The organism is Pedobacter paludisoli (assembly GCF_052344095.1).
GTDB lineage: Bacteria > Bacteroidota > Bacteroidia > Sphingobacteriales > Sphingobacteriaceae > Pedobacter.
Window position 1 is genome coordinate 767,378 of record NZ_CP179926.1, and the last position, 18,832, is coordinate 786,209.

22 protein-coding genes are annotated in these 18,832 nt (G+C 35.6%); 15 read left to right on the forward strand and 7 right to left on the reverse strand.

Going from position 1 to position 18,832, the window contains the following annotated elements; genetic code table 11:
* Window positions 1-6: 6 nt before the first annotated feature.
* The 4 genes from ACJVDK_RS03000 to ACJVDK_RS03015 form a co-directional block, all read right to left on the reverse strand.
* Window positions 7-393, reverse strand: a complete 387-nt coding sequence (locus tag ACJVDK_RS03000) for a hypothetical protein (protein ID WP_443938808.1) — start codon at window positions 391-393, stop codon at window positions 7-9.
* Between the two features lie 97 nt (window positions 394-490).
* Complete coding sequence (locus ACJVDK_RS03005; RefSeq protein ID WP_443938809.1) at window positions 491-916, reverse strand: MauE/DoxX family redox-associated membrane protein; 426 nt, start codon at window positions 914-916, stop codon at window positions 491-493.
* Between the two features lie 121 nt (window positions 917-1,037).
* Window positions 1,038-1,616 carry a hypothetical protein gene (locus ACJVDK_RS03010; protein ID WP_443938810.1) on the reverse strand — a complete coding sequence of 193 codons (579 nt, stop codon included), beginning with the start codon at window positions 1,614-1,616 and terminating at the stop codon, window positions 1,038-1,040.
* A gap of 118 nt (window positions 1,617-1,734) precedes the next feature.
* Window positions 1,735-2,856 carry a hypothetical protein gene (locus ACJVDK_RS03015; RefSeq protein WP_443938811.1) on the reverse strand — a complete coding sequence of 374 codons (1,122 nt, stop codon included), beginning with the start codon at window positions 2,854-2,856 and terminating at the stop codon, window positions 1,735-1,737.
* Between the two features lie 285 nt (window positions 2,857-3,141).
* Here ACJVDK_RS03015 and ACJVDK_RS03020 point away from each other — a divergent pair, with 285 nt between their 5' ends.
* Window positions 3,142-3,417, forward strand: a complete 276-nt coding sequence (locus ACJVDK_RS03020) for a helix-turn-helix domain-containing protein (protein WP_443938812.1) — start codon at window positions 3,142-3,144, stop codon at window positions 3,415-3,417.
* Between the two features lie 82 nt (window positions 3,418-3,499).
* On the opposite strand, the gene ACJVDK_RS03025 is transcribed toward ACJVDK_RS03020, so the two are convergent.
* Genes ACJVDK_RS03025 through ACJVDK_RS03035 form a run of 3 tightly spaced genes read right to left on the reverse strand, consistent with a single transcriptional unit; the run spans window position 3,500 to window position 4,895 of the window.
* Window positions 3,500-4,201, reverse strand: coding sequence for an SOS response-associated peptidase (locus ACJVDK_RS03025; protein WP_443938813.1), 702 nt, complete (start codon window positions 4,199-4,201; stop codon window positions 3,500-3,502).
* A gap of 38 nt (window positions 4,202-4,239) precedes the next feature.
* Window positions 4,240-4,545, reverse strand: coding sequence for a hypothetical protein (locus ACJVDK_RS03030; protein ID WP_443938814.1), 306 nt, complete (start codon window positions 4,543-4,545; stop codon window positions 4,240-4,242).
* On the reverse strand, window positions 4,542-4,895 hold the full coding sequence (locus ACJVDK_RS03035; RefSeq protein ID WP_443938815.1) for a hypothetical protein: 354 nt from the start codon (window positions 4,893-4,895) through the stop codon (window positions 4,542-4,544). Before ACJVDK_RS03035 ends, ACJVDK_RS03030 begins: the two co-directional genes overlap by 4 nt.
* Before the next feature lie 413 nt (window positions 4,896-5,308).
* On the opposite strand from ACJVDK_RS03035, the gene ACJVDK_RS03040 reads away from it, so the two are divergent.
* The 14 genes from ACJVDK_RS03040 (at window position 5,309) to ACJVDK_RS03105 (ending at window position 18,808) form a co-directional block, all read left to right on the forward strand.
* Window positions 5,309-5,548: a hypothetical protein gene (locus tag ACJVDK_RS03040; protein WP_443938816.1), complete on the forward strand. Its 240-nt coding sequence runs from the start codon at window positions 5,309-5,311 to the stop codon at window positions 5,546-5,548.
* Window positions 5,549-5,607: 59 nt separating this feature from the next.
* Window positions 5,608-6,138 carry a hypothetical protein gene (locus ACJVDK_RS03045; RefSeq protein WP_443938817.1) on the forward strand — a complete coding sequence of 177 codons (531 nt, stop codon included), beginning with the start codon at window positions 5,608-5,610 and terminating at the stop codon, window positions 6,136-6,138.
* Window positions 6,139-6,320: 182 nt separating this feature from the next.
* On the forward strand, window positions 6,321-9,620 hold the full coding sequence (locus ACJVDK_RS03050) for a hypothetical protein (RefSeq protein ID WP_443938818.1): 3,300 nt from the start codon (window positions 6,321-6,323) through the stop codon (window positions 9,618-9,620).
* A 5-nt stretch (window positions 9,621-9,625) separates the two neighbouring features.
* Complete coding sequence (locus ACJVDK_RS03055) at window positions 9,626-10,603, forward strand: PorV/PorQ family protein (RefSeq protein ID WP_443938819.1); 978 nt, start codon at window positions 9,626-9,628, stop codon at window positions 10,601-10,603.
* Between the two features lie 314 nt (window positions 10,604-10,917).
* Window positions 10,918-11,373, forward strand: a complete 456-nt coding sequence (locus ACJVDK_RS03060; RefSeq protein ID WP_443938820.1) for a JAB domain-containing protein — start codon at window positions 10,918-10,920, stop codon at window positions 11,371-11,373.
* A 957-nt stretch (window positions 11,374-12,330) separates the two neighbouring features.
* The gene (locus tag ACJVDK_RS03065; protein WP_443938821.1) at window positions 12,331-12,744 is read left to right on the forward strand and encodes a plasmid mobilization protein; all 414 of its coding nucleotides are present in this window, start codon (window positions 12,331-12,333) and stop codon (window positions 12,742-12,744) included.
* Window positions 12,745-12,947: 203 nt separating this feature from the next.
* The gene (locus tag ACJVDK_RS03070) at window positions 12,948-14,072 is read left to right on the forward strand and encodes a relaxase/mobilization nuclease domain-containing protein (RefSeq protein WP_443938822.1); all 1,125 of its coding nucleotides are present in this window, start codon (window positions 12,948-12,950) and stop codon (window positions 14,070-14,072) included.
* A gap of 16 nt (window positions 14,073-14,088) precedes the next feature.
* Entirely contained in the window at window positions 14,089-14,730 is a 642-nt protein-coding gene (locus tag ACJVDK_RS03075) for a ParA family protein (protein ID WP_443938823.1), read from the forward strand.
* A gap of 2 nt (window positions 14,731-14,732) precedes the next feature.
* Window positions 14,733-15,089 carry a hypothetical protein gene (locus ACJVDK_RS03080; protein ID WP_443938824.1) on the forward strand — a complete coding sequence of 119 codons (357 nt, stop codon included), beginning with the start codon at window positions 14,733-14,735 and terminating at the stop codon, window positions 15,087-15,089.
* On the forward strand, window positions 15,086-15,397 hold the full coding sequence (locus tag ACJVDK_RS03085; protein ID WP_443938825.1) for a hypothetical protein: 312 nt from the start codon (window positions 15,086-15,088) through the stop codon (window positions 15,395-15,397). Before ACJVDK_RS03080 ends, ACJVDK_RS03085 begins: the two co-directional genes overlap by 4 nt.
* Before the next feature lies 1 nt (window position 15,398).
* Window positions 15,399-15,695, forward strand: coding sequence for a DUF4134 family protein (locus ACJVDK_RS03090; protein ID WP_443938826.1), 297 nt, complete (start codon window positions 15,399-15,401; stop codon window positions 15,693-15,695).
* Window positions 15,696-15,766: 71 nt separating this feature from the next.
* Entirely contained in the window at window positions 15,767-16,075 is a 309-nt protein-coding gene (locus ACJVDK_RS03095; protein ID WP_443938827.1) for a DUF4134 domain-containing protein, read from the forward strand.
* Between the two features lie 2 nt (window positions 16,076-16,077).
* Complete coding sequence (locus tag ACJVDK_RS03100) at window positions 16,078-16,386, forward strand: plasmid transfer protein (RefSeq protein ID WP_443938828.1); 309 nt, start codon at window positions 16,078-16,080, stop codon at window positions 16,384-16,386.
* Entirely contained in the window at window positions 16,364-18,808 is a 2,445-nt protein-coding gene (locus ACJVDK_RS03105; RefSeq protein ID WP_443938829.1) for a TraG family conjugative transposon ATPase, read from the forward strand. The genes ACJVDK_RS03100 and ACJVDK_RS03105 overlap by 23 nt, the downstream gene beginning before the upstream one ends.
* The last annotated feature ends 24 nt before the right edge of the window (window positions 18,809-18,832 follow it).

Genomic DNA, 18,832 nt, shown 5'->3' on the forward strand with positions numbered 1-18,832 from the left:
TTAGCGTTATGGACGAACGGTATTGTTGGTAACCATATTGGTATCATCAGATGATACAATATAGGCAGTTCCTGAGGCAAATGTGCCAATCAAATTAGCAGAAGAATTTAACTGTGGCGCAGTGTCCGGATTGTCAACAAAAGATCTATCAATTGTAATTGAGCAGGCTTGTTGATCCACGTCGGCACATTCCTCTTCATTTGGTGTCCCGTTCCAATAGCTTTCGGTCGTTACATCGGTTAAGCTGTAAGTTGGTCCATGGTAATAAAGGGTGATGGGCTCAAGACCAGAAGATTTATACGAATTTACCGCTTTAAATGCAGATTGTGTAAAGATTAAAGCAAGACCAAAAAGAATGGCGAAGACGCCAACATTGTTTTTTAAGTAGTTCATGATTTTAAAGTTTAGGTGAATAAAATTTGTTTTTTAAATTTGTTTCTCTGTAAAGTAATGGTTGTCCAGCTGCTGGCAATCCATTGATTTCTAGCTTTTATTTTTTAAACCTCCTTCCTTGTTTAATGAATAAAAAGACCGCAAGAATATTCAGAGATAGAAATGTGAAATTGAAAACTAAATGTGTCTTCCAACTCATCCATTTTAGAACACCACCACAACTACAAGGTGTTTTAATATACGCTCCGCTTAATATCAAGGCAACATATCCGGTAAATAAGGCTAGGAGCAAGCCCGATAAGTAAAGCCCCCATGCACGCAAAGAATCTATTGCCAAAAGAATTGCTGTTAGAATTTCAATAGCCGGAATTAACCACAGTAAAACTGCGCTCGTTGTAGCTCCAAAGTGTTGCAATCGAAGCTGATGCTTGAAATCTTGGAAATCCAAAATCTTTGAACCTCCAGAGTATACCCATAGAATAATTAATAGGCCGGTACTAAAAAAGAGTATCAAGTTTTTCATTCTCTTTTGTTTTTTATCCAAATCTCAAAAGGAATTAGCAGGTAGGCCTCTAATATTCAATAGGAAATTGCATTGTTTTTGTAGAAAGAATGCTAATTGTGCTTAGCTGTTTTTTTAGGAATTAGTATCGATTTTTGTTTTTTAAATTACTTAAAGTATTTGCATGCATTCCAATCGATGCCGCAATATCTGTCACAGTTGCCCTTTGAAAGATGCTGGGATGTTTTTTAAGTAACTTTTCTAATCTCTCTTCTGCTTTATAATGATGTAAATCAAGCGCCTTATGGAATAATTCTAAGATTAGTTCTCCGTGCAGTTTCGAAATTAATTGACCAAATTCAGGAAATACTTTGTAGAGATTGGCAAAATGCCCTTTTGAGAGGAGCAATATTGTAGCGTCGTTTACACTGTAAGTTTCAAGCATGAAATCTTCGGTATTCTTTTCTAATAGATGTGGTAAGATCGTTCCTTCAAAATGAAAAGTTAGGAGCCTTTTTCCTGGATCTAATTTGCTTTCAAGTTTTGTTTTTAGGAATCCACGCTTCACAAATATGATAGGGTTGGATTTCCTTATCTCATAATCGAGGGCTTCATTATCTTTTAAATCAAATTCTTTAAAAGCTACTCTGAGGTAGGCTTTTAGAGATGACGAAATTGAAGATTGCTCTTCTAGACCTTTAAAAAATGTTTCAATATCCATGGTATAAAAATACCTAACCAGTACAGGGCTGGTCAAGTGGTAGAATTTACCACCTACAGCCACCTATTGCCTATATTGATTTTAGGATAAAAAATACGCGGGTATCATTTATATAGAGCTAATATTTTTCTTGTGCCAGCGCTAACATTCTAGCAAGTTTTTCAGAAACCTTCCGAATATCTTCCGGGCTATGAACATAATAGGCATTGCTGAAGCTTTTTTCAGAGATATCCTGCTTTTCAAGAGTGCTTACATGGCTGGTTATGTAATGATGAATACGGGTAGCTTTTTGTTCTGTAATTATTCCAGCCTCTACATTCAACGAAATGTAAAACGCCAATTGTTTTACGGAAAGTGAAACTTTATAATTAGAATCCAAAAGACCTGAATTGACCAATTCGGTGTTGATGAAATCAAGCTCCTTTAAGAAGTCAAGTTCTGAGTCAATCATTTTTAGTAGCGTATCCTGTATTGGCTCCGATAGCGGTGAATAGATGGGTAAGTTTAAGGGAGAATTTTGAATCAAATTTTTTCTAATTAAAATCAGTTCACGAAAATGATCAGATATAACGGACAGTTTCATTAATCTTTCATTAAGCTGCGCCTTGCAAAAATCATAAAAAATCGGGTGATTGAATTGTTTGGATATAAGGAGTATGGTTAAATGCTCTTGTGTTAGTATTGAAGAATCTTTTGCTCTTAAGTAATGCATGATTTCCCGGCTAAAAACTAAACAGTGGTAGCTAACAACATCGGGAAGTTTTTGAAGAAAGATCTTTTTAAAGATATCTTTTAGTTCGGCGCTTATTTCAAGACCATCAATAATTTTTGTGCTTTGCGCTATTAAGGATTTATTTTCATCGAGGTACCGATTAATTCCAAATTTGGAAACAATGGTTGATTGATCAAAATCGTTGGGATAGTATTTCCAAAGATATTCAATCAATTCCTGTAAACAATTTAGCATGGTTTTGAGTAAGGGTACTTTATTTGCAGAAACTGTTTTTTGTTCTAAGGTGTCCTCTAGTTCTAGAATTAGTCTGCTCACCGAACTAATCTGAATATTGATATAGGTTTTGGAGGGCAACAGTTTGTCTGGTGTATGGGAATGAATATTTTGTTTCAAGCGAAACACTTCATCGGGAATGTTTAACTCTTTTTCGATATCCAATTCAAGGATATCGTGATCAAAGGCGATGGAATCAAAAATTTGGCGGAGGTAGCTAAGTTCGATGTTCATTTTTTTTGAATGAGGTTTTCAAGATTCTTGAAAATAGCTGATTTATTAGTGATGTAGAAGTCTTTTACACCACTTAACCTGCTAGTTGGTCGAAGACAGGTTTTAGCCGTGACCAGTTTTGGATTAGCAAATTTAATATTCTCGAAATTGCTTTTAAATCAATCTTAAAACTGCTCAGGTGGTAGTTTTTGCCACCAAAATAGAACTTGACAGGAGCTTTAAAGTTTCATCTTTTTGTATTCTTTTTTACACAATCGTACTGTTAACTTTTAAAGCGTATACCACATGGAAAAACTTAACGCAATTTTAGATGTACTTCAGAAGATTTATGAGATAATGCATTTGATTTATACAAAATCATACGGCAATCTCAATTTGCCCGAAGATCAGATGTTAACCCGCCAAGAGGTAATGGATTACCTTGGCATAAGCGAAAGTACTTATAAACGTAAAGTTAGAAGCGGGGTTCTTAAACCTAGTAAATTACCAGGTGGTGATCGGTTTTCAAAAAGTGAACTTAAAGAAGAGTTTCTGGAAAGTAAAAGGAGAGGGAGGGTTTAATAAGAAGTATTTTTTTTAACTGTCAGATAAAGAGTTTATTGTGTTTTTATTTGGGATGTAATTTTTCTTCTTGTAGGCAGATTTATTCAATTGGTAGCAAAGTTTCTGGCGAATTTCCTAGTTTTACTAAATCCCGATGCACCCTAAAAGCACTCATATTAGTATCATCACAAGGCTGCATCAAGTGAATAATTTCATCTTTACTGGCATCTGGATTTAACCAATTGCTTATTTGCTGATTGTCTAGGATAACAGGTTGACGAAATTTGGTGTTGTGAATTTCTGCCATCAGGCTATTTGCAGGAGTCGTCACAATTGAGAAGGATTTAATCCAATCTTTTGTTTCGGGGTTTTGATAAAAAGAATAAATACAAGCCAAATTAAAGAATTTTCCTTCTTTTGGTTGTATGAGGTAGGGAAGTTTATCCTTCTCAACTTCTTTAAATTCAAAAAAGCTATTGACAGGCAGAATACATCGCTTGCTCATAATAGAGTTCTTGAAGGAAACCAAATCAAATATAGTTTCACTCTTGGCGTTTAGGGTATTATTCGATAATTTAAGCATTTCTGCTAACGGCTTCTTCCAATTAGGCATCAATCCCCACTGCATAGGTTCAATATTTCGCTGGCCTTCAATCGATGAAATGACAGCAAGATTTGGATGCGAAAATCCAACAGCTTGGTAATATTCCAAATCATCAATATCGACACCATCATATACAGGAGCCGAATAATACTCAGCCATTTCTTGAATTTTACTAACTTGAGTGGTACGGTAACACATAGGAATGCTTTTTATTGTTTATTTGTACTACTAATTTATCAATTCTTTTTTTGAATGTTATAGTATTTCCACATCTTTTGGGTATGTTGTTTAATGAATGTTGATGCTTTCTCAATGTGGTTGTTTGCAATATCGAGAGCTTTCCTAGGATCCATAATTACCAGTTGTGGAGCCTTTGCATGTCCACGGTGAACATGAATGTCTTCTTTTGAGAAGGCAAACTCCTCGGGTGTGTACCATTTTTTGGTAGTCTTACTAAATATCCAATGATTCTTTTTTTTTGCCTCTAAGGCTAAATTTGCCTTAAATTCTTGCTCGGCATCAGGTGGTTTTTGCCAATTCATTCCCATTCTGGATTTATTATTGTAAACGATTTTTCATAAAACATGCCTCTTCCACGGATGACAATCTTAAAGGAATGTGCACTGTACCCGATAACGGCAATAAATTTTCCAAGATTTGGTTTTAGGATTTGCTCGATTAATCTGGGTGCAAGTTCCTCCAGCTTATTTTTAAAATACTTATCTGTATATAACTCATTAAAACCAACTAGATTTAGATGGATTATCGTGCCTTCTACTTCTATTAATTTTTCTAAACTAACAATCCATGGACGCATGTAGTCGTTCAGCCAGAACCAACTCTGAATCTGTCTTTCTAAGGCGGGTTTGTATTTCCTAAAATCTATTTCCATTGTATTTAATACAAAGTTTGCTAAAAATTTTAGTATTTTGTAATTAGAGTGGTTGTTTTAGTTTTAAGTTGTTGATTATAAGGTTGATAAAATAATGTGTTCATTTTCAGTTATATTGAGTTGAACAGGTTTATGAGTATTTTAGCAAGATAGAGGTCTTTTTATGTCTATTTTTTACTAAATAAAGTGGTCAATAAAACTGAGATAACCACTTAATTTCTAAAGCAAAATATTCTCTTGAGGAATTGTGCTATTTAATTTCAATACAAATTTAGGCTTTATCTACCGTACGCATCAAGAAATTCCGGCATAAACCCGCTTTGCCAATTTCACATGGTCCATTTATTCCGTTGCTTCTTATGCTTTAACGGAGAATAAAACCAATGACAGTACCATAATTAAATCAAAATAATATGGAAAAGTCATTTTATCAGCTAGAAGAAATTGAAATTAGCTATCGGCCGAAATTTAAACCCTCTCAAAGACCACAAATAGTTAGTTCAAGGTCAGCGTATGAAGTAATTTTAGATAACTGGTGTGAACACAAGTTAGAATTACTTGAAGAATTTAAAATTGTACTTTTAAACAGAAGAAATCGTGTACTTGGAATTGCAAATTCACTGATGATAGAAGCTGTTGTGTTTTTTTGTTAAACTCTTCTTAATATTGAGGTAATGTGAGGAGTATACTTTTGAAGTAACTCAAAATTAAAATGAAAAAAAGAACGCTACTCTCAATTCTTTCTCTTTTTTGCATGCTATTGACACTTGGTGCTCAATGCAAAAAAGAAACGCTTTATGACTCCCTTGGTCTTCCATTAGAAAATAACAATGGAAAAATAGTTTTCGCATGTAAAATAAATGGCGAAAATTGGATTTCTAACAGTAATTTAAATAGTGTGGGTGGTGGGATGGATGATAAAGAGGCTGGTATATTTGGTCTCAATGATTCGCATGATGATAATATTTTTGAAAGGCTTAGTATAAACCTTAAGATAATCCCCTCAAAAATGATTTACCGACTAAACGATCCAGTTAATCAATTCGCACTTTATACTTCAGGATACAATTGTTTCTCTACGGGATCTCGGTTGGGAATGGTGAAATCGAGTGATGGTGAAGTCTCTTTTTCTCGGATGGATAAAGTAAGCCGAGTTATTTCAGGTACATTTTGGTGCGATATTCCTACTGATAAGTGTGGGGTGATCAAAATTACTGACGGCCGTTTTTATCTTAGATATTAAATCTTTTTAAAGTTTTCATGAAGTCTAATCATCTGATGGCGAGATTTCTATTTCTAAAATTGTTACTAAAAGTAGAATTATTTCGGGAACTTTTTGGTGCGATATCCGAACCGATAATTGCGGCACTGTCAACATCACAGATAGTTGCTTTGATTTAACATACTAAACCCTCTTAAATTTTTATGAAAAGAATTACTGCTCTCTTAGCTATATTATGGCTAATATTTTCCGCTGCCCATGCTCAACAGGATACAACTACTTATTATGGTAAATCTAAATATATTTTTCAACATTTAGATAAGACACAGATTACGACCGGATTAATGAGCGATTACGGTATTGAATTTATGCCACTTGCTGATTATGATGGAGTCTCACTCACAAATTCAAATTATGTTGGGATTCAAGAGTGGAGATTGCTTTACGCAAGTGTTTACAGTTCCCAAATTAATGATATTGCTAATCTTGTAACTTTAGAATCTGTTAATAATCAAATAAATAATTATTCGATAGTTGGACAGCCAATTACCTTTGCTGTTATGCATTATACTTATCAAAGTATGCGTGAAGACGCTTTAAGTGCAAACTTGATTACAGTTAATAATGACCAAATGTTTGATGTTTCTGGAAGAAATCAAAGTCCTTATCAAAATAAACAGCTCTTTGCAGTTGCACCACTAAGGCAAGCAGCTGTTACTGGAAATAATAGTGTTATTTTTAGACCAGAGATGTTTTTCAGTAATACAGGAAAGACTATTGGAAATATAGGTATAGATGTTGGAGAGTCTGGAACCTTTCAAATTGTAAATTTTAATTCTCCCTTTAGTATTAATTTAACGGAGTTAGGCATTGTTCCTATAGCTATAAGAATAACATATACTGATTCTTCAGTTGCTTATGCGCATACCAAATTAATGGTATATCCAACTCAAGATGAAAATAACAATAGCCTACAAAGTTATCAGGAAGGAAAAATAGAAAGTCAACGCTTTGGGCCTAATACGGGAAATATCATCACAAATGAAGTCGTTACAGCAAGCAAGGCATATTTAGGGGTGTTTGCATCTGGGGACATTACAGTGCAATTGTCGCTCAATAACAATTCGGGACAAATACAGAAACCTTTAATCGTAATTGAAGGATTTGATATGTATAACAGTTTTACTTTTACCTCCTTTACTAACTCAATTACGTATGATGAAAATCAAGTTTTCTCATCTTACATAAACTTGAATGATCAATTAGATGACATAAATAGTTATGATTTAATCTTTTTAAATTTTAGTCAGGCGACTGACTATATACAGAGAAATGCCTATCTGCTTGAGAAAGTGATTGAGATGGTAAACAATAGAAAGATAAACTATAATGGCATCAGGCAAAGCAACATTGTAGTGGGGCTAAGCATGGGAGGCTTAGTTGGTCGATATGCATTAAGAGACATGGAGTTAAATAATTTATCTCATGAAACAAGGCTATTTATTACGCACGATACACCTCACCATGGTGCGAACGTGCCTGTAGCTTTTCAAGTTGCTGTTCAACATTTAGCTCCTTTTAAGATTATAAATGGAGTAAGTGCAACATTTGACTATCCTCCAATTGTTCTTGATTACAGAGATATGTTTCCTGAATTAATGGTGGCTCAGAGTGCATTTAATAGTATTGCTGCAAGGCAGATGTTGATACAACGATACCAGCTTTCTGGAAACACATTAAATCCTGATAATTCCATTAGCCAATCATTTTTCACCGAATTGAATAATATGGGCTGGCCTGTAAACAGCAAAAATCTTACAATTAGTAATGGTAGTTGTGGAGGTGAGAATTTATTTCCAGCAAATAGCTCCCTTTTGGAAATTAGCGGCTATAAACCAATGACCTATATAGGAAACTTGTTCCGTTCAGCATTAATGACTATTGCAGGGCCGTATATTCCAATAGCCATACAAGGTGGAAATGTAAATGCTATGAATTTGTTCATTCAGTTTCCACTAAGCTCAATTTCGACTAGAACTTCTTTAAATTTAGACTTTAGAGTGAATGCTGTTCCGGAAGGAGGAATCGCAGAATTATATAGGGGAGATATATACATAAAGAGAAAACTTGCATGGATAATTAATTCAACTAGTTATTTCGTTAAAATGAGAATTAATTCAACATCGGAAATGCTACCTTTAGATAATGCACCTGGAGGGGTGTATGATATGAATAATTTTGGATTAGATGTAAATGGCTTAACTGGTGGAGGTATTCAAGATTTTTTTTCGGAGGTTTCAGCATTGGTAAAACAACCTAAATTTTGCTTTGTTCCGACAGTAAGTTCACTCGCCATTTCTCAACCATGGCAAAAATTAAAAAGTAATCTATGTCAAAGTGTCAATTGTTTAAACCCTAGTGATGTAAATAATTATTATGCTCCACAGGAGAATCAATTACATACTTCATTTACGCAACTAAGTTCTGATTGGATATTAAAGTGGCAAGATCCAACATTATCTTGTGTGAAGACATGTATTAGCAATCTTGCAATAATTGGTCCATCTGCAATTTGCGAGTCCGCAAATTATAGTATTATAAACCTTCCTGTTGGAGCTTCAGTTAAATGGAAGCTGAATCAAGAAGGGATAGTTAGTATCAGTGACGTGAATTCTCCGGATATGGTTCTTAATAAACTAGATGTGGGGCAAGTTATTTTAACTGCGGAAGTGTCAGGGGGGGCAGTTGGCTGCGATGTAATACAATTGCAAGCAATAATAATCAAAGTAGGCAACCCTTATTATGTTTTGAATGTTGAGACAAACTCAAATGGTTTAGGTGGAGGTAGCGATCTTTGTAATCACGCTTATGATTATGATGATTATGTTAATACATTCAACATCTCTTTGAATGAATTAACTTCAGAATCGGGATTGGTTCTAGAATATCAAATGTGGGGTCCAACAGAGGGCAATTACGGACTAGCACTTTCCGGATTAATTACAAATTATGCGCAGAATCCAAGCAGAGCATTTCGATTACCAGCATATGCAGAACCAGGCTATTACGTACTAGATGTTAGAGTTAAATCGATTTCATATTGTGATACGCCTACTGATTGGTATGAGGTAGGATTTTATTACAAGAATTGTGGTACAGCAATGTCATCAAATACACTAAGTGTTTTTCCAAACCCTGCAAACAATCAGATTACAATTTCATTAGGTGGTCAAACTGATGAAAGTTCCACAGCTAAAACAGCTCAAACGGAGGATTCAGGACAGGTTGTTACATTTGTAAGAACGGCAAAACAGAGTGCAAAAATAGTGAAAGCCCCAATTACTGCAATATTGTACAACGAGCAAATGAGTAAAATTGTTACGCAGAGTATAGAAGGAAATTCGGGAATAATGGACACCAGTCAAGTATCGGATGGAACATACTATCTGCACATTGAAGTTGATGGCGTGTTAAATAAAAAGCAAATAGTAATTAAACATTAATCACAGTGCTAAGACTAATTAAAGCTATTGCATTTCTGGTTTTGCTATTTTCTTATTCCATCGTTGTTGCTCAAAAAACAGTAAAGGTTGCAGCCCCCTTTCTATTGATTGCGCCTGATTCGAGATCAAGTGCAATTGGAGATGCTGGGGTAGCTACCTCTACTGATGTGTATTCGATGAATCGAAATCCTGCTAAATATGCCTTTGCAGAAGAGGAGTTGGGCATTGGGTTTACATTTACTCCACTGCAAAGAAAACTTATTCAGGATAGAAATTTACTTTATTTGAGCGGATTTTATAGAACAAAAGAAAGAGAGGTAATTGCTACTTCTATTAAGTACTATTCATTGGGAAAGGTAGAGTTTTCGGATGATGTTGGTAACGCTGTGGGCATTTATACACCAAGTGATATTTCATTTGATATGGCATATATTAGAAAGCTATTTGATTCTTTCTCGATTTCGACAACAGTTAAATACATTAATTGCAATCTAAGGGCAAACGAACTTGGAAATTCATCTGCTAATACAGGAAAAGGAGTTGCTGCTGAAGTAGGACTGTTTTATACTCAGAGTTTAGTAAAGAATCGGATATCTTTAGGAATTCACTTTTCTAATATCGGCCCAAAAATGATTTATGGGGCTGAGAAGTTACCATTACCTACTTTGATTAATGTAGGAGGAAGCTATACATTTATTAGTCCCGATGATGGAAGTTTTTCGATGATTTTAGAAGCAGGAACTCCAATAAATGAAGGAATGGAAGGTTATGGGACTATTTTACTTAGTGGATTAGAATATACTTATCGTGGAAAAATTGCGGTAAGAGCAGGGTATCATAATGAAAATAAGCAAGGATATTTTTCTACTGGTTTTGGAGCTGGTGTGAAAAACTTAAAAATTGAGTTTTCATATACTTTTAGTACTGGTAAATATGCTATATTCCAAAATACATCACGCTTTGGGTTAAGTTATTACCTATGATGGAAAAGTCAGGGTTGACTGAACCTCCTTTCGCCAAAAATGAAATTGATTTAAGAGGTCGTTTTTTCCTGTTTCCTATGAAATCAAGTGGTCAACAACACCGAGGTTTCTACTTTACTTCTAAACTCAAATATTCTTTTGAGAAATTATCCCCTTTAATTCCTGTACAAATTTAGGTTTTATCAACCGTACGCATTAAGAAATTCCGGCATAAACCCTCTTTGCCAGTTTCGCACCGCCCATTTATTCCGTTGCTTCTTATGCTTTAACGGAGAATAAAACCAATGACGGTACCATAATTAAATCAGAATAATATGGAAAAGTCATTTTATCAGGTAGAAGAAATTGAAATTAGCTATCGGCCGAAATTTAAACCCTCTCAAAGACCACAAATAGTAAGTTCAAGGTCAGCGTATGAAGTAATTTTAGATAACTGGTGCGAACACAAGCTAGAATTACTTGAAGAATTTAAAATTGTACTTCTGAATAGAAGAAACCGCGTACTTGGAATCGCAAATATTTCGCAAGGAGGAATATCGGGTACTGTTACAGATCTGAAGGTGATTTTTGCGATCGCTCTGAAAAGCTGTGCGAGCGGTATGATTTTGTCGCACAATCATCCATCTGGAGAATCTAACCCTAGTTCACAAGATATCAATCTGACAAAGAAAATCTGTCAGATAGCAGAAGTACTCGATATTGTCATTCTTGATCACTTAATCATTTGCAATGACAATTATTATAGCTTTAAAGATGAGGGAATCATTTGATCTGTTGTTGTTGAAGCTCTTGTGAATTTAACAAGAGCTGATGGGCTTTAGTCCATATACTAGTCCTTGAACTTTCCAATTGATTTATTTTCCTAAATCAAATCGCTTTTTCTTATATCCCTATATCAATAATCGAATTCTATTCTGAAAAATAGCTTCCTTTTAGCGACTGAATTTTTCTATCCTACCTTTCGTTGAATTAAGTTATTTCATTCTGTTAAAGGCCATTTTCAGGTCATCTAAAGTTCAATTTAGGCCAATTCTGGCCAAAAATTCTGCTCGCTGATTTTCTCGCATAAGTTTGATCAGAGAAACAAGTTATCGGGTTTTAAAGCTCAGGTGATAACTGAGTAACTAGATTAAAGATAGCATGAAAATAAAATCTGAATTGGATAAGAACCAAGATTTTAAAATAAAGAAATAGATAGGTGTTTGACACCTGTTCTTTGACATTGGGGGATGAAGCATTATTCTGTGAAAACGGAAAATCCTGCGAAGTTGAGATTATATCAAAATACGAAAGCGCAGGGGCAGGCAAGAGCCCGGTCTGTATGGACTGACGTAAGTAATCCCGATATACCGCTTTAAGAACTTAGTTTTTTAGTTTTTAGTTTAGGTAGGAGGGATCCCTTGGGGTCCCTTTTTTGTTTTAATGCTATTTCTGTTAAGCATTTTATTTTTTGTTTTGACTACAACTCTTTTGTGAAAGGACGCTTTTGTTCGATATATAGAGGAGTTTGATTAAGGAAATTGTTAACGTATAATCAGTAGAAATATGAATTAAAGCTTTGATTCTATATCCCTGCAAGATGTCTTTTTGTCCGACAATAATTCCTGCCGAATCATTCCCGCCAAAAAGAATCTTGCCTTCCAGCTTCTTATCGTTCGTTCCTCCGATGAAGCTAGAAGGGCTAAGAAAATTCGCAACTCATTTTCTTCTTTAGTATAAGATGGGTTATGGAAAAAAGAAAAAAACAAGTAGGAAGACCACATATAATCAAAGGAAAGCGAAGCCGAAAGATAGATGTACGTTTCTCTGACGAAGAATTCACTTTTGTACAGCAGTTAGAAAAACTATTGGGTCTTACCAAGGCAGATATTATTAGAAAAAAGGTACTCGAGGTAAATCCACAATTGATTTTTGATGCTAGAGCACTTTTGGCGAGTTTGGATCAAGTAGGCCTTGAACTTTCAAGATCTGGAAACAACATTAATCAACTAGCGAGATACGCGAATGTACTAAACAGGCGAAGAATTCTTTCGGCAGTAATAATCAATAGGTATCTATTAGAATTAGAGAAACACAGTAGTTTGATGAAATCAATAGAAACGGATATTCGCAAAATTCTTAGAATGGTATCAAAATCTTAAGCTATATAGTTATTCAGGTAGCAAACGAACTGGTTTTATTGTTCGCATGCTCTACAGCGAGCTAGTTTCAAAGTTCTACAGTTTTTATTGAACAGGATAACTAAGTAACAGAGTAGCTAGTTCTACCCAAATCTTTGTAACAAGTTATCAATGTATGTTGTTCGGTTGTTATCAAGTTCATTGTTTTTAAATTAACCAGTTATATGATTGTAAAGATACTGGCCCCATCTGGCTCATTTGCTGGGGTAAGGTATAATCATGAGAAGATGCAATCGGGCAAAGGAGAGCTTCTAAGGGTTAAAAATTTTGGAGCACTGATGTCTACGAAAAAATTGGGGCCTCAGGATTTCATTAATTACCTTAAGTCCGTTTCTGCTATCAATAAGAAGGTTATTAAGCCTCAACTTCATGCGGTAATATCTGCTAAGGGAAAAGGAACTTCTAAATATGAACTGATGGAAGTGGCCGAGAAGTGGCTAATTGAAATGGGATATGGCCAAAACCCGTATTTGATTATTTTTCATAAGGATACGCAAAACAATCATGTTCATATTGTTTCGACCAGAGTTGATAAAAATGGCTTTAAAATTTCTTCAGCATTTGAGAAGATTCGTGCAGTTAAAACATTGTCTGCTATACGTAATAAGCAAATAGCAAATGAGTCATTGCTCAATCAAATGCTACAATATAGATTTTCAACATTCGCTCAAATTAGAACTCTCCTAGAAGATGTAGGCTTCGAGCTTCGCATGGAAAAGGATGCAATCACGGTTATACTCTCAGATGGAACTAGTCAGAAGTTGAAGAAAGATGAGTTTGACAATATTGGCAAAGGCTATGTTTCAGATAGAAAAAGAGCTAGGCAACTGGCGGCAATTTTTAAAAAAGAAATTTCTTTGCTATTAAAGAATAATCAAACTACTCCAAGTCAGAGTATTAGTTCAAAACTTGATTTTTTTGCTACACAGATTCATAAGCGCTTAGGGCTTAAATTGGTTTTTCATTCCAGTGATGGGAAAGCCCCCTATGGATATACAATTATGGATCATGCTACAAAATCTGTTCTTAAAGGATTTGAGGTAATGCCTATACGCGAAATTCTCCATGACATATCCTCTGATAATTCGGATGTAACTCAAGCGGAGGAATACCGAGTATCTTTTGCCGAACCTAAAGTCGAGGTAGATTATGTTCTCTCTAAACAAAATGTTCCTGTTAATTATGACGCTCCTATCCCTAAAATAAACCTTAAAGAAGATATTGACGATGAGGCCTTTCATGGCCGTAACCGGCAGAGAAAGGGAAAGGCTCGGACGAATACACGTTAAACTAAAAAAAATATTTATGCTGATTATTATAGGAAACCAGAAGGGTGGAGCGGGAAAGAGTACGCTTACTCTGTTATTAGCCAACTTTTTAACGCTCGTTAAAAAAAGAAAGGTAACGGTTATTGATATGGATTACCAGCAGTCGCTGGCGCAGAAATTTGAAAAGGCTAAGAGTGTGGAACATCCTCAGCAATACGAAATTATAGCCGCTGGTTTAGAACACTTTCCTTCCATGTATACGATATTAAGTCAAGACATGGAGCATATTGTTATCATTGATTTACCAGGGAAGTTAGATGACGATGGGTTAATTCCTGTTTTCAGTGCAGCCGATTTAATCCTCTGTCCCTTTGCATACGATGAATTTAGTTTTGATTCGACGGTGCTGTTTTCAGTGGTACTCAAAAAAATCAATCCAACAGGGCAATTAATTTTCATTCCGAACAGAATTAAAGGAAATGTGAGATACGATACCGCTGAGGATGTTCAAGCTCAGTTATCAAAGTTTGGAAAGATTACTGCGACCATTTCCGATCGGGTAGATTTTCAAAGGACGGATACTTTTCATACACCACTATCCCTTTTTCCTGTGATTCTTCCAGTGTTTGAACAAATTTATAGCGATCACATTCTTACATGCGCAATTAAACAAAAATAAATATGAAAGTAGAGATCACGACAATGGCGGATGCGCTAAGAAAGAGCATTCGCACACCAGAAATCGTTCCATCAAATAAGGATCCGGTAAGTAAAGAAGTTAATTCCAAGGCAGAAAAAAAAGCCAAGGAAAAGGAAATCGAAATTATCGGACTTATTCGCGATTTCGATTGTTCGCGCAATACACATATGCTCCATCCAAGACTTGATAGCCGTACAGTGCAACTGTTAAACCGACTTAAATTAGCTTCAGGGCTAGACATGAACCGAGTTATTGCATTTGCCTTACATAGGCTTTTTCAAGAGCATCCTGAGATCAAAAAGTTTATTAAATCAACATTAGAAAATTTTGAGCTATGAGTTGGATTCAATTTTTACTGTGGATGATGTGCGCATATGCATGTTATTACGCTGGGATGATTACCTATGATCTTTCAAAGAATGAGCGAAAAGAAGATTCAGAGATGGAATACACTTTCCTTGTCGATTATCTAGAAGCTGAAAAGGTTTCTTTGAAAGAGATTGAAGACGAAGAAATCGATTATTTTGTTGACGATGGAGAGATGGGAGAACCTCCAATCGTGTTCTCAGGTGGCGTTTCAATCAAGGAACTCTTTGCTCTCGCACGTTCTGAATCCATTGAATATACCTCTTCAGTATCCTTTTAATATGAAACGCTGCGGTTTTTTAATCCTGATTATGGGTTTGATATCATGGCAGGTAGTTCATGCTCAACCAGGGATCGAAGAGATGGCTGAAGCAAGGAATTTTGTCCGTGAGTCTTTTTTTTCGATGTCCGATTTATCCTATGTATTGGCAGCACTGATTTCCATTGCTGGGGCAATACAGGTGTATCATAAGATGCAGATGGGGAAAGATGTTAGTACAGATATACCCGCTTGGTTCTTCTCCGCACTATTCATCATCGTGATGAATATCGTTTTGGTTCATCTCTTGGGACTCTAATTACTTCCAATTTATTAATCGCCTAGTGCGATTTTTTTATTTCCCATTAATCACATTTAATCTTTATCAAAATGAAAAAAATCAAAAATCTAAGGGTAATTATTTTTTTATACCTGTGCACTATTAACGAATTTGTTATGGCACAGAGCGGAGTCAATGGACTCAATACAGCCACCAGTACCCTTAAGACCTATGTTGATCCGGCTACCAATATTGCTCTAGTAATCGGAGGTTTAGTCGGAATTGTTGGAGGTATCCGGGTTTATTCTAAGTGGAATAGCGGTGATCAAGACATCAATAAAGAACTGATGGGCTGGGGTGGATCCTGTCTTTTTTTAGTGTTATCCTCGCTTATTGTAAAGGCCTTTTTCGGCTTGTAAGGATGGAAAAGCATTTTCCAGTTTACAGGGGCCTTCAACGCCCTTTAACGTATAAAGGGTTCAAAGGGAAATACATTTATTGGGGCGTTGGAATTTTGTTGCTGTCATTGGTATTGGGCGCATTAAGTATGGCATTGATTAATATGTATGTTGGCGCAACGCTAATGATACTGCTAATTATTGCAGGTTTTTTTTACATCGGACTACGTCAAGAAAGAGGACTCCACGATAAGACTTCTTCCAAAGGTATTTATCTCCACATCAATCATCTTTCAAAAATCAATCTTTATGGTAAAGCAAAAAGAATTTAGAATCCCCTATTTGGGAATTGATATAGGTGCAGATTTGGATATTTTGTACGGAATGAATGGAGAATTCTCTGTGTTAATTTCATTGACCAATCCGGTCATTTGTTTTGGAGGAGATTATCGTGAATATGATAATTTTCACGATATCTTTTCCAACTTAGCCAGACTTGTTGGCGAGGGATACACCTTGCAAAAACAAGACATCATTAACAGAGTTCAATATAATTATGAAGTAGCAAGCGAATTTCTGCAAGATAGTTTTAATCGCCATTTTGATGGAAGAAGTTATGTAAAACTGGAAACAGTATTGACCATAACCAGGCAGGTTCGAAAGGGAACACTGTACGTACACGATAAAAAACTTTTAGCGGAATTTAAGATTACTATAGCTAAGGTGTTGGATATGTTGGGTGCTTTCGGGATGAAGCCAAGAATACTCAGAGAAAGAGAAATCAATTTGTTTATCATGAGAATCATGGCAATGGATTTTAGCGATGGACCAATTTCTCTGGATAACTACTATCCAAATGATACAGAAGTAAACATTGGAACACGCTCTTTCCGTTCGGTCTCCTTAATTAATATCGACCAAGTGGATTTGCCGGCATTATTGCCTACCTCGGTAAAATTATCGGATAAGGAAAGTTTAAAAGGATTTCCAGCCGATATTTTATCTTTTCTTTTTAAGGTTCCTGATTGTAACTCCATTCTTTACAATCAACTTTTGGAAATTCCGTATCAGAGGACGGTAGTTCGGCAGATGGAGCTTAAGCGTAAACGGCACAGTGGTATTCCTGATCCGGCCAATAATTTATGTGTGGAAGATATTACTTTATTGCTCGATGATGTTGCACGTGATGGTAATTTGCTGGTAAATGCACATTTCAATATTATCGTTTGTGCTGAAAAAGCATTGCTTAGCCGGGCATATAACTACATTGAAAGTTCACTTTTCAGAGCAGGAATTATCCCCAGTAAAAACGCATATAACCAACTTGAATTGTTTAGAACCTCTTTTCCGGGCAATGCTGCAGAACTTAGAAAGTACGATTGGTTTTTAACAACTGCTGAAGCGGCGATCTGTTTGTTTTTCAAAGAAAGTTTGGCAAAGGATGAGAAATCAGGCTTTTTGGTTCGATTTACCGATAGAGTAGGAATACCCATTTCAATTGATCCTGCGGATGTACCGATGTCTACGGGAAGGATTAGCAACAGAAATAAATTTGTATTAGGTCCGTCTGGAACTGGCAAATCCTTTTTTATGAATTCACTTTTAGAACAGTACCTCTTATACAATATGGATGTCGTAATCATTGATACGGGGCATTCCTATTCAGGACTTAGCCGGTATGCTAAGGGAAGGTACATTACCTATAGTGACAATTGCCCAATTACGATGAATCCCTTTGCCATTTCAGAACAAGAATATACGATTGAAAAGAAGGATTTTATTCTAACGCTTATTCTGCTTTGTTTAAAAGGTCCTGAAGGAGAGGCAACTCAGTTAGAAAGAGATGTAATTTCAGAAGTTATCAGTTCGTATTACGCTAAATGGTTTTCAGCTAGAGAGTCCTCTGGAATTAAGAAGTTGGACTTTGATTCCTTTTACGGCTATTCAGTAGTCAAGATTCCCGAAATCATGAAAGAAAATAGTGTTCCTTTTGATTTCGATAGTTTCAAGTTTATTCTGCGCAAGTTTTGCAGTGGAGGAGAGTTTGGAACAATTCTCAATGAGGATGCAGATAGTTCTCTGCTGAATGAACGCTTAATTATATTCGAAATAGATAACCTAAAAGATCACCGAATACTTTTTCCAATTGTTACACTCATTATCATGGATATTTTTATCCAAAAGATGAGGCATCGAAATTTTCAGCGCAAAGCGATCATAATAGAGGAGGCCTGGAAAGCGATATCTTCTCCTTTGATGGTTGGATTTTTGGTTTACCTCTATAAAACTGTACGTAAATTTTGGGGAGAAGTGATGCTGGTAACGCAAGATTTGGCAGATGTGGTTGGTAATGTGGTGGTCAAAGATACGATTGTAAGTAGTTCATCTACAGTTATTCTACTAGATCAAGCGAAGTTTCGGGATAATTACGATGAGATAGCTGCAATGCTTTCGATTACAAGCGCTGAAAGGAATAAAATTTTTAGCATCAATCAGCTCGATAATCATCAAGGACGCAGTCCATTTAAAGAAGTCTACATCCGCAGAGGTGATATAGGAGAAGTTTATGGAGTAGAGGTTTCGCTCGCTCAATACATGACGTATACCACTGAAAAACCGGAAAAACTAGCCATAGAAAAGTACTTGAGGCGATTCGAAACATATTCTGAAGCACTTAATGCTTTTATCTTCGATTTCGAAAATAGCTCACTTTCCTTAACAGATTTTGTCAAAAAAATCAATTCATCCTCTTAAACAAGGTATTTTTTAATTAAAAAT

Bases quoted from the DNA above. Each gene is read 5' to 3' on its own strand.
- ACJVDK_RS03005 (WP_443938809.1), bottom strand. From the start codon at position 916: ATGAAAAACTTGATACTCTTTTTTAGTACCGGCCTATTAATTATTCTA.
- ACJVDK_RS03080 (WP_443938824.1), top strand. From the start codon at position 14,733: ATGAAAGTAGAGATCACGACAATGGCGGATGCGCTAAGAAAGAGCATT.
- ACJVDK_RS03100 (WP_443938828.1), top strand. From the start codon at position 16,078: ATGGAAAAGCATTTTCCAGTTTACAGGGGCCTTCAACGCCCTTTAACG.
- ACJVDK_RS03045 (WP_443938817.1), top strand. From the start codon at position 5,608: ATGAAAAAAAGAACGCTACTCTCAATTCTTTCTCTTTTTTGCATGCTA.
- ACJVDK_RS03095 (WP_443938827.1), top strand. From the start codon at position 15,767: ATGAAAAAAATCAAAAATCTAAGGGTAATTATTTTTTTATACCTGTGC.
- ACJVDK_RS03085 (WP_443938825.1), top strand. From the start codon at position 15,086: ATGAGTTGGATTCAATTTTTACTGTGGATGATGTGCGCATATGCATGT.
- ACJVDK_RS03035 (WP_443938815.1), bottom strand. From the start codon at position 4,895: ATGGAAATAGATTTTAGGAAATACAAACCCGCCTTAGAAAGACAGATT.
- ACJVDK_RS03105 (WP_443938829.1), top strand. From the start codon at position 16,364: ATGGTAAAGCAAAAAGAATTTAGAATCCCCTATTTGGGAATTGATATA.
- ACJVDK_RS03000 (WP_443938808.1), bottom strand. From the start codon at position 393: ATGAACTACTTAAAAAACAATGTTGGCGTCTTCGCCATTCTTTTTGGT.
- ACJVDK_RS03040 (WP_443938816.1), top strand. From the start codon at position 5,309: ATGGAAAAGTCATTTTATCAGCTAGAAGAAATTGAAATTAGCTATCGG.
- ACJVDK_RS03015 (WP_443938811.1), bottom strand. From the start codon at position 2,856: ATGAACATCGAACTTAGCTACCTCCGCCAAATTTTTGATTCCATCGCC.
- ACJVDK_RS03050 (WP_443938818.1), top strand. From the start codon at position 6,321: ATGAAAAGAATTACTGCTCTCTTAGCTATATTATGGCTAATATTTTCC.
- ACJVDK_RS03065 (WP_443938821.1), top strand. From the start codon at position 12,331: ATGGAAAAAAGAAAAAAACAAGTAGGAAGACCACATATAATCAAAGGA.
- ACJVDK_RS03075 (WP_443938823.1), top strand. From the start codon at position 14,089: ATGCTGATTATTATAGGAAACCAGAAGGGTGGAGCGGGAAAGAGTACG.
- ACJVDK_RS03090 (WP_443938826.1), top strand. From the start codon at position 15,399: ATGAAACGCTGCGGTTTTTTAATCCTGATTATGGGTTTGATATCATGG.
- ACJVDK_RS03070 (WP_443938822.1), top strand. From the start codon at position 12,948: ATGATTGTAAAGATACTGGCCCCATCTGGCTCATTTGCTGGGGTAAGG.
- ACJVDK_RS03060 (WP_443938820.1), top strand. From the start codon at position 10,918: ATGGAAAAGTCATTTTATCAGGTAGAAGAAATTGAAATTAGCTATCGG.
- ACJVDK_RS03025 (WP_443938813.1), bottom strand. From the start codon at position 4,201: ATGTGTTACCGTACCACTCAAGTTAGTAAAATTCAAGAAATGGCTGAG.
- ACJVDK_RS03010 (WP_443938810.1), bottom strand. From the start codon at position 1,616: ATGGATATTGAAACATTTTTTAAAGGTCTAGAAGAGCAATCTTCAATT.
- ACJVDK_RS03020 (WP_443938812.1), top strand. From the start codon at position 3,142: ATGGAAAAACTTAACGCAATTTTAGATGTACTTCAGAAGATTTATGAG.
- ACJVDK_RS03030 (WP_443938814.1), bottom strand. From the start codon at position 4,545: ATGAATTGGCAAAAACCACCTGATGCCGAGCAAGAATTTAAGGCAAAT.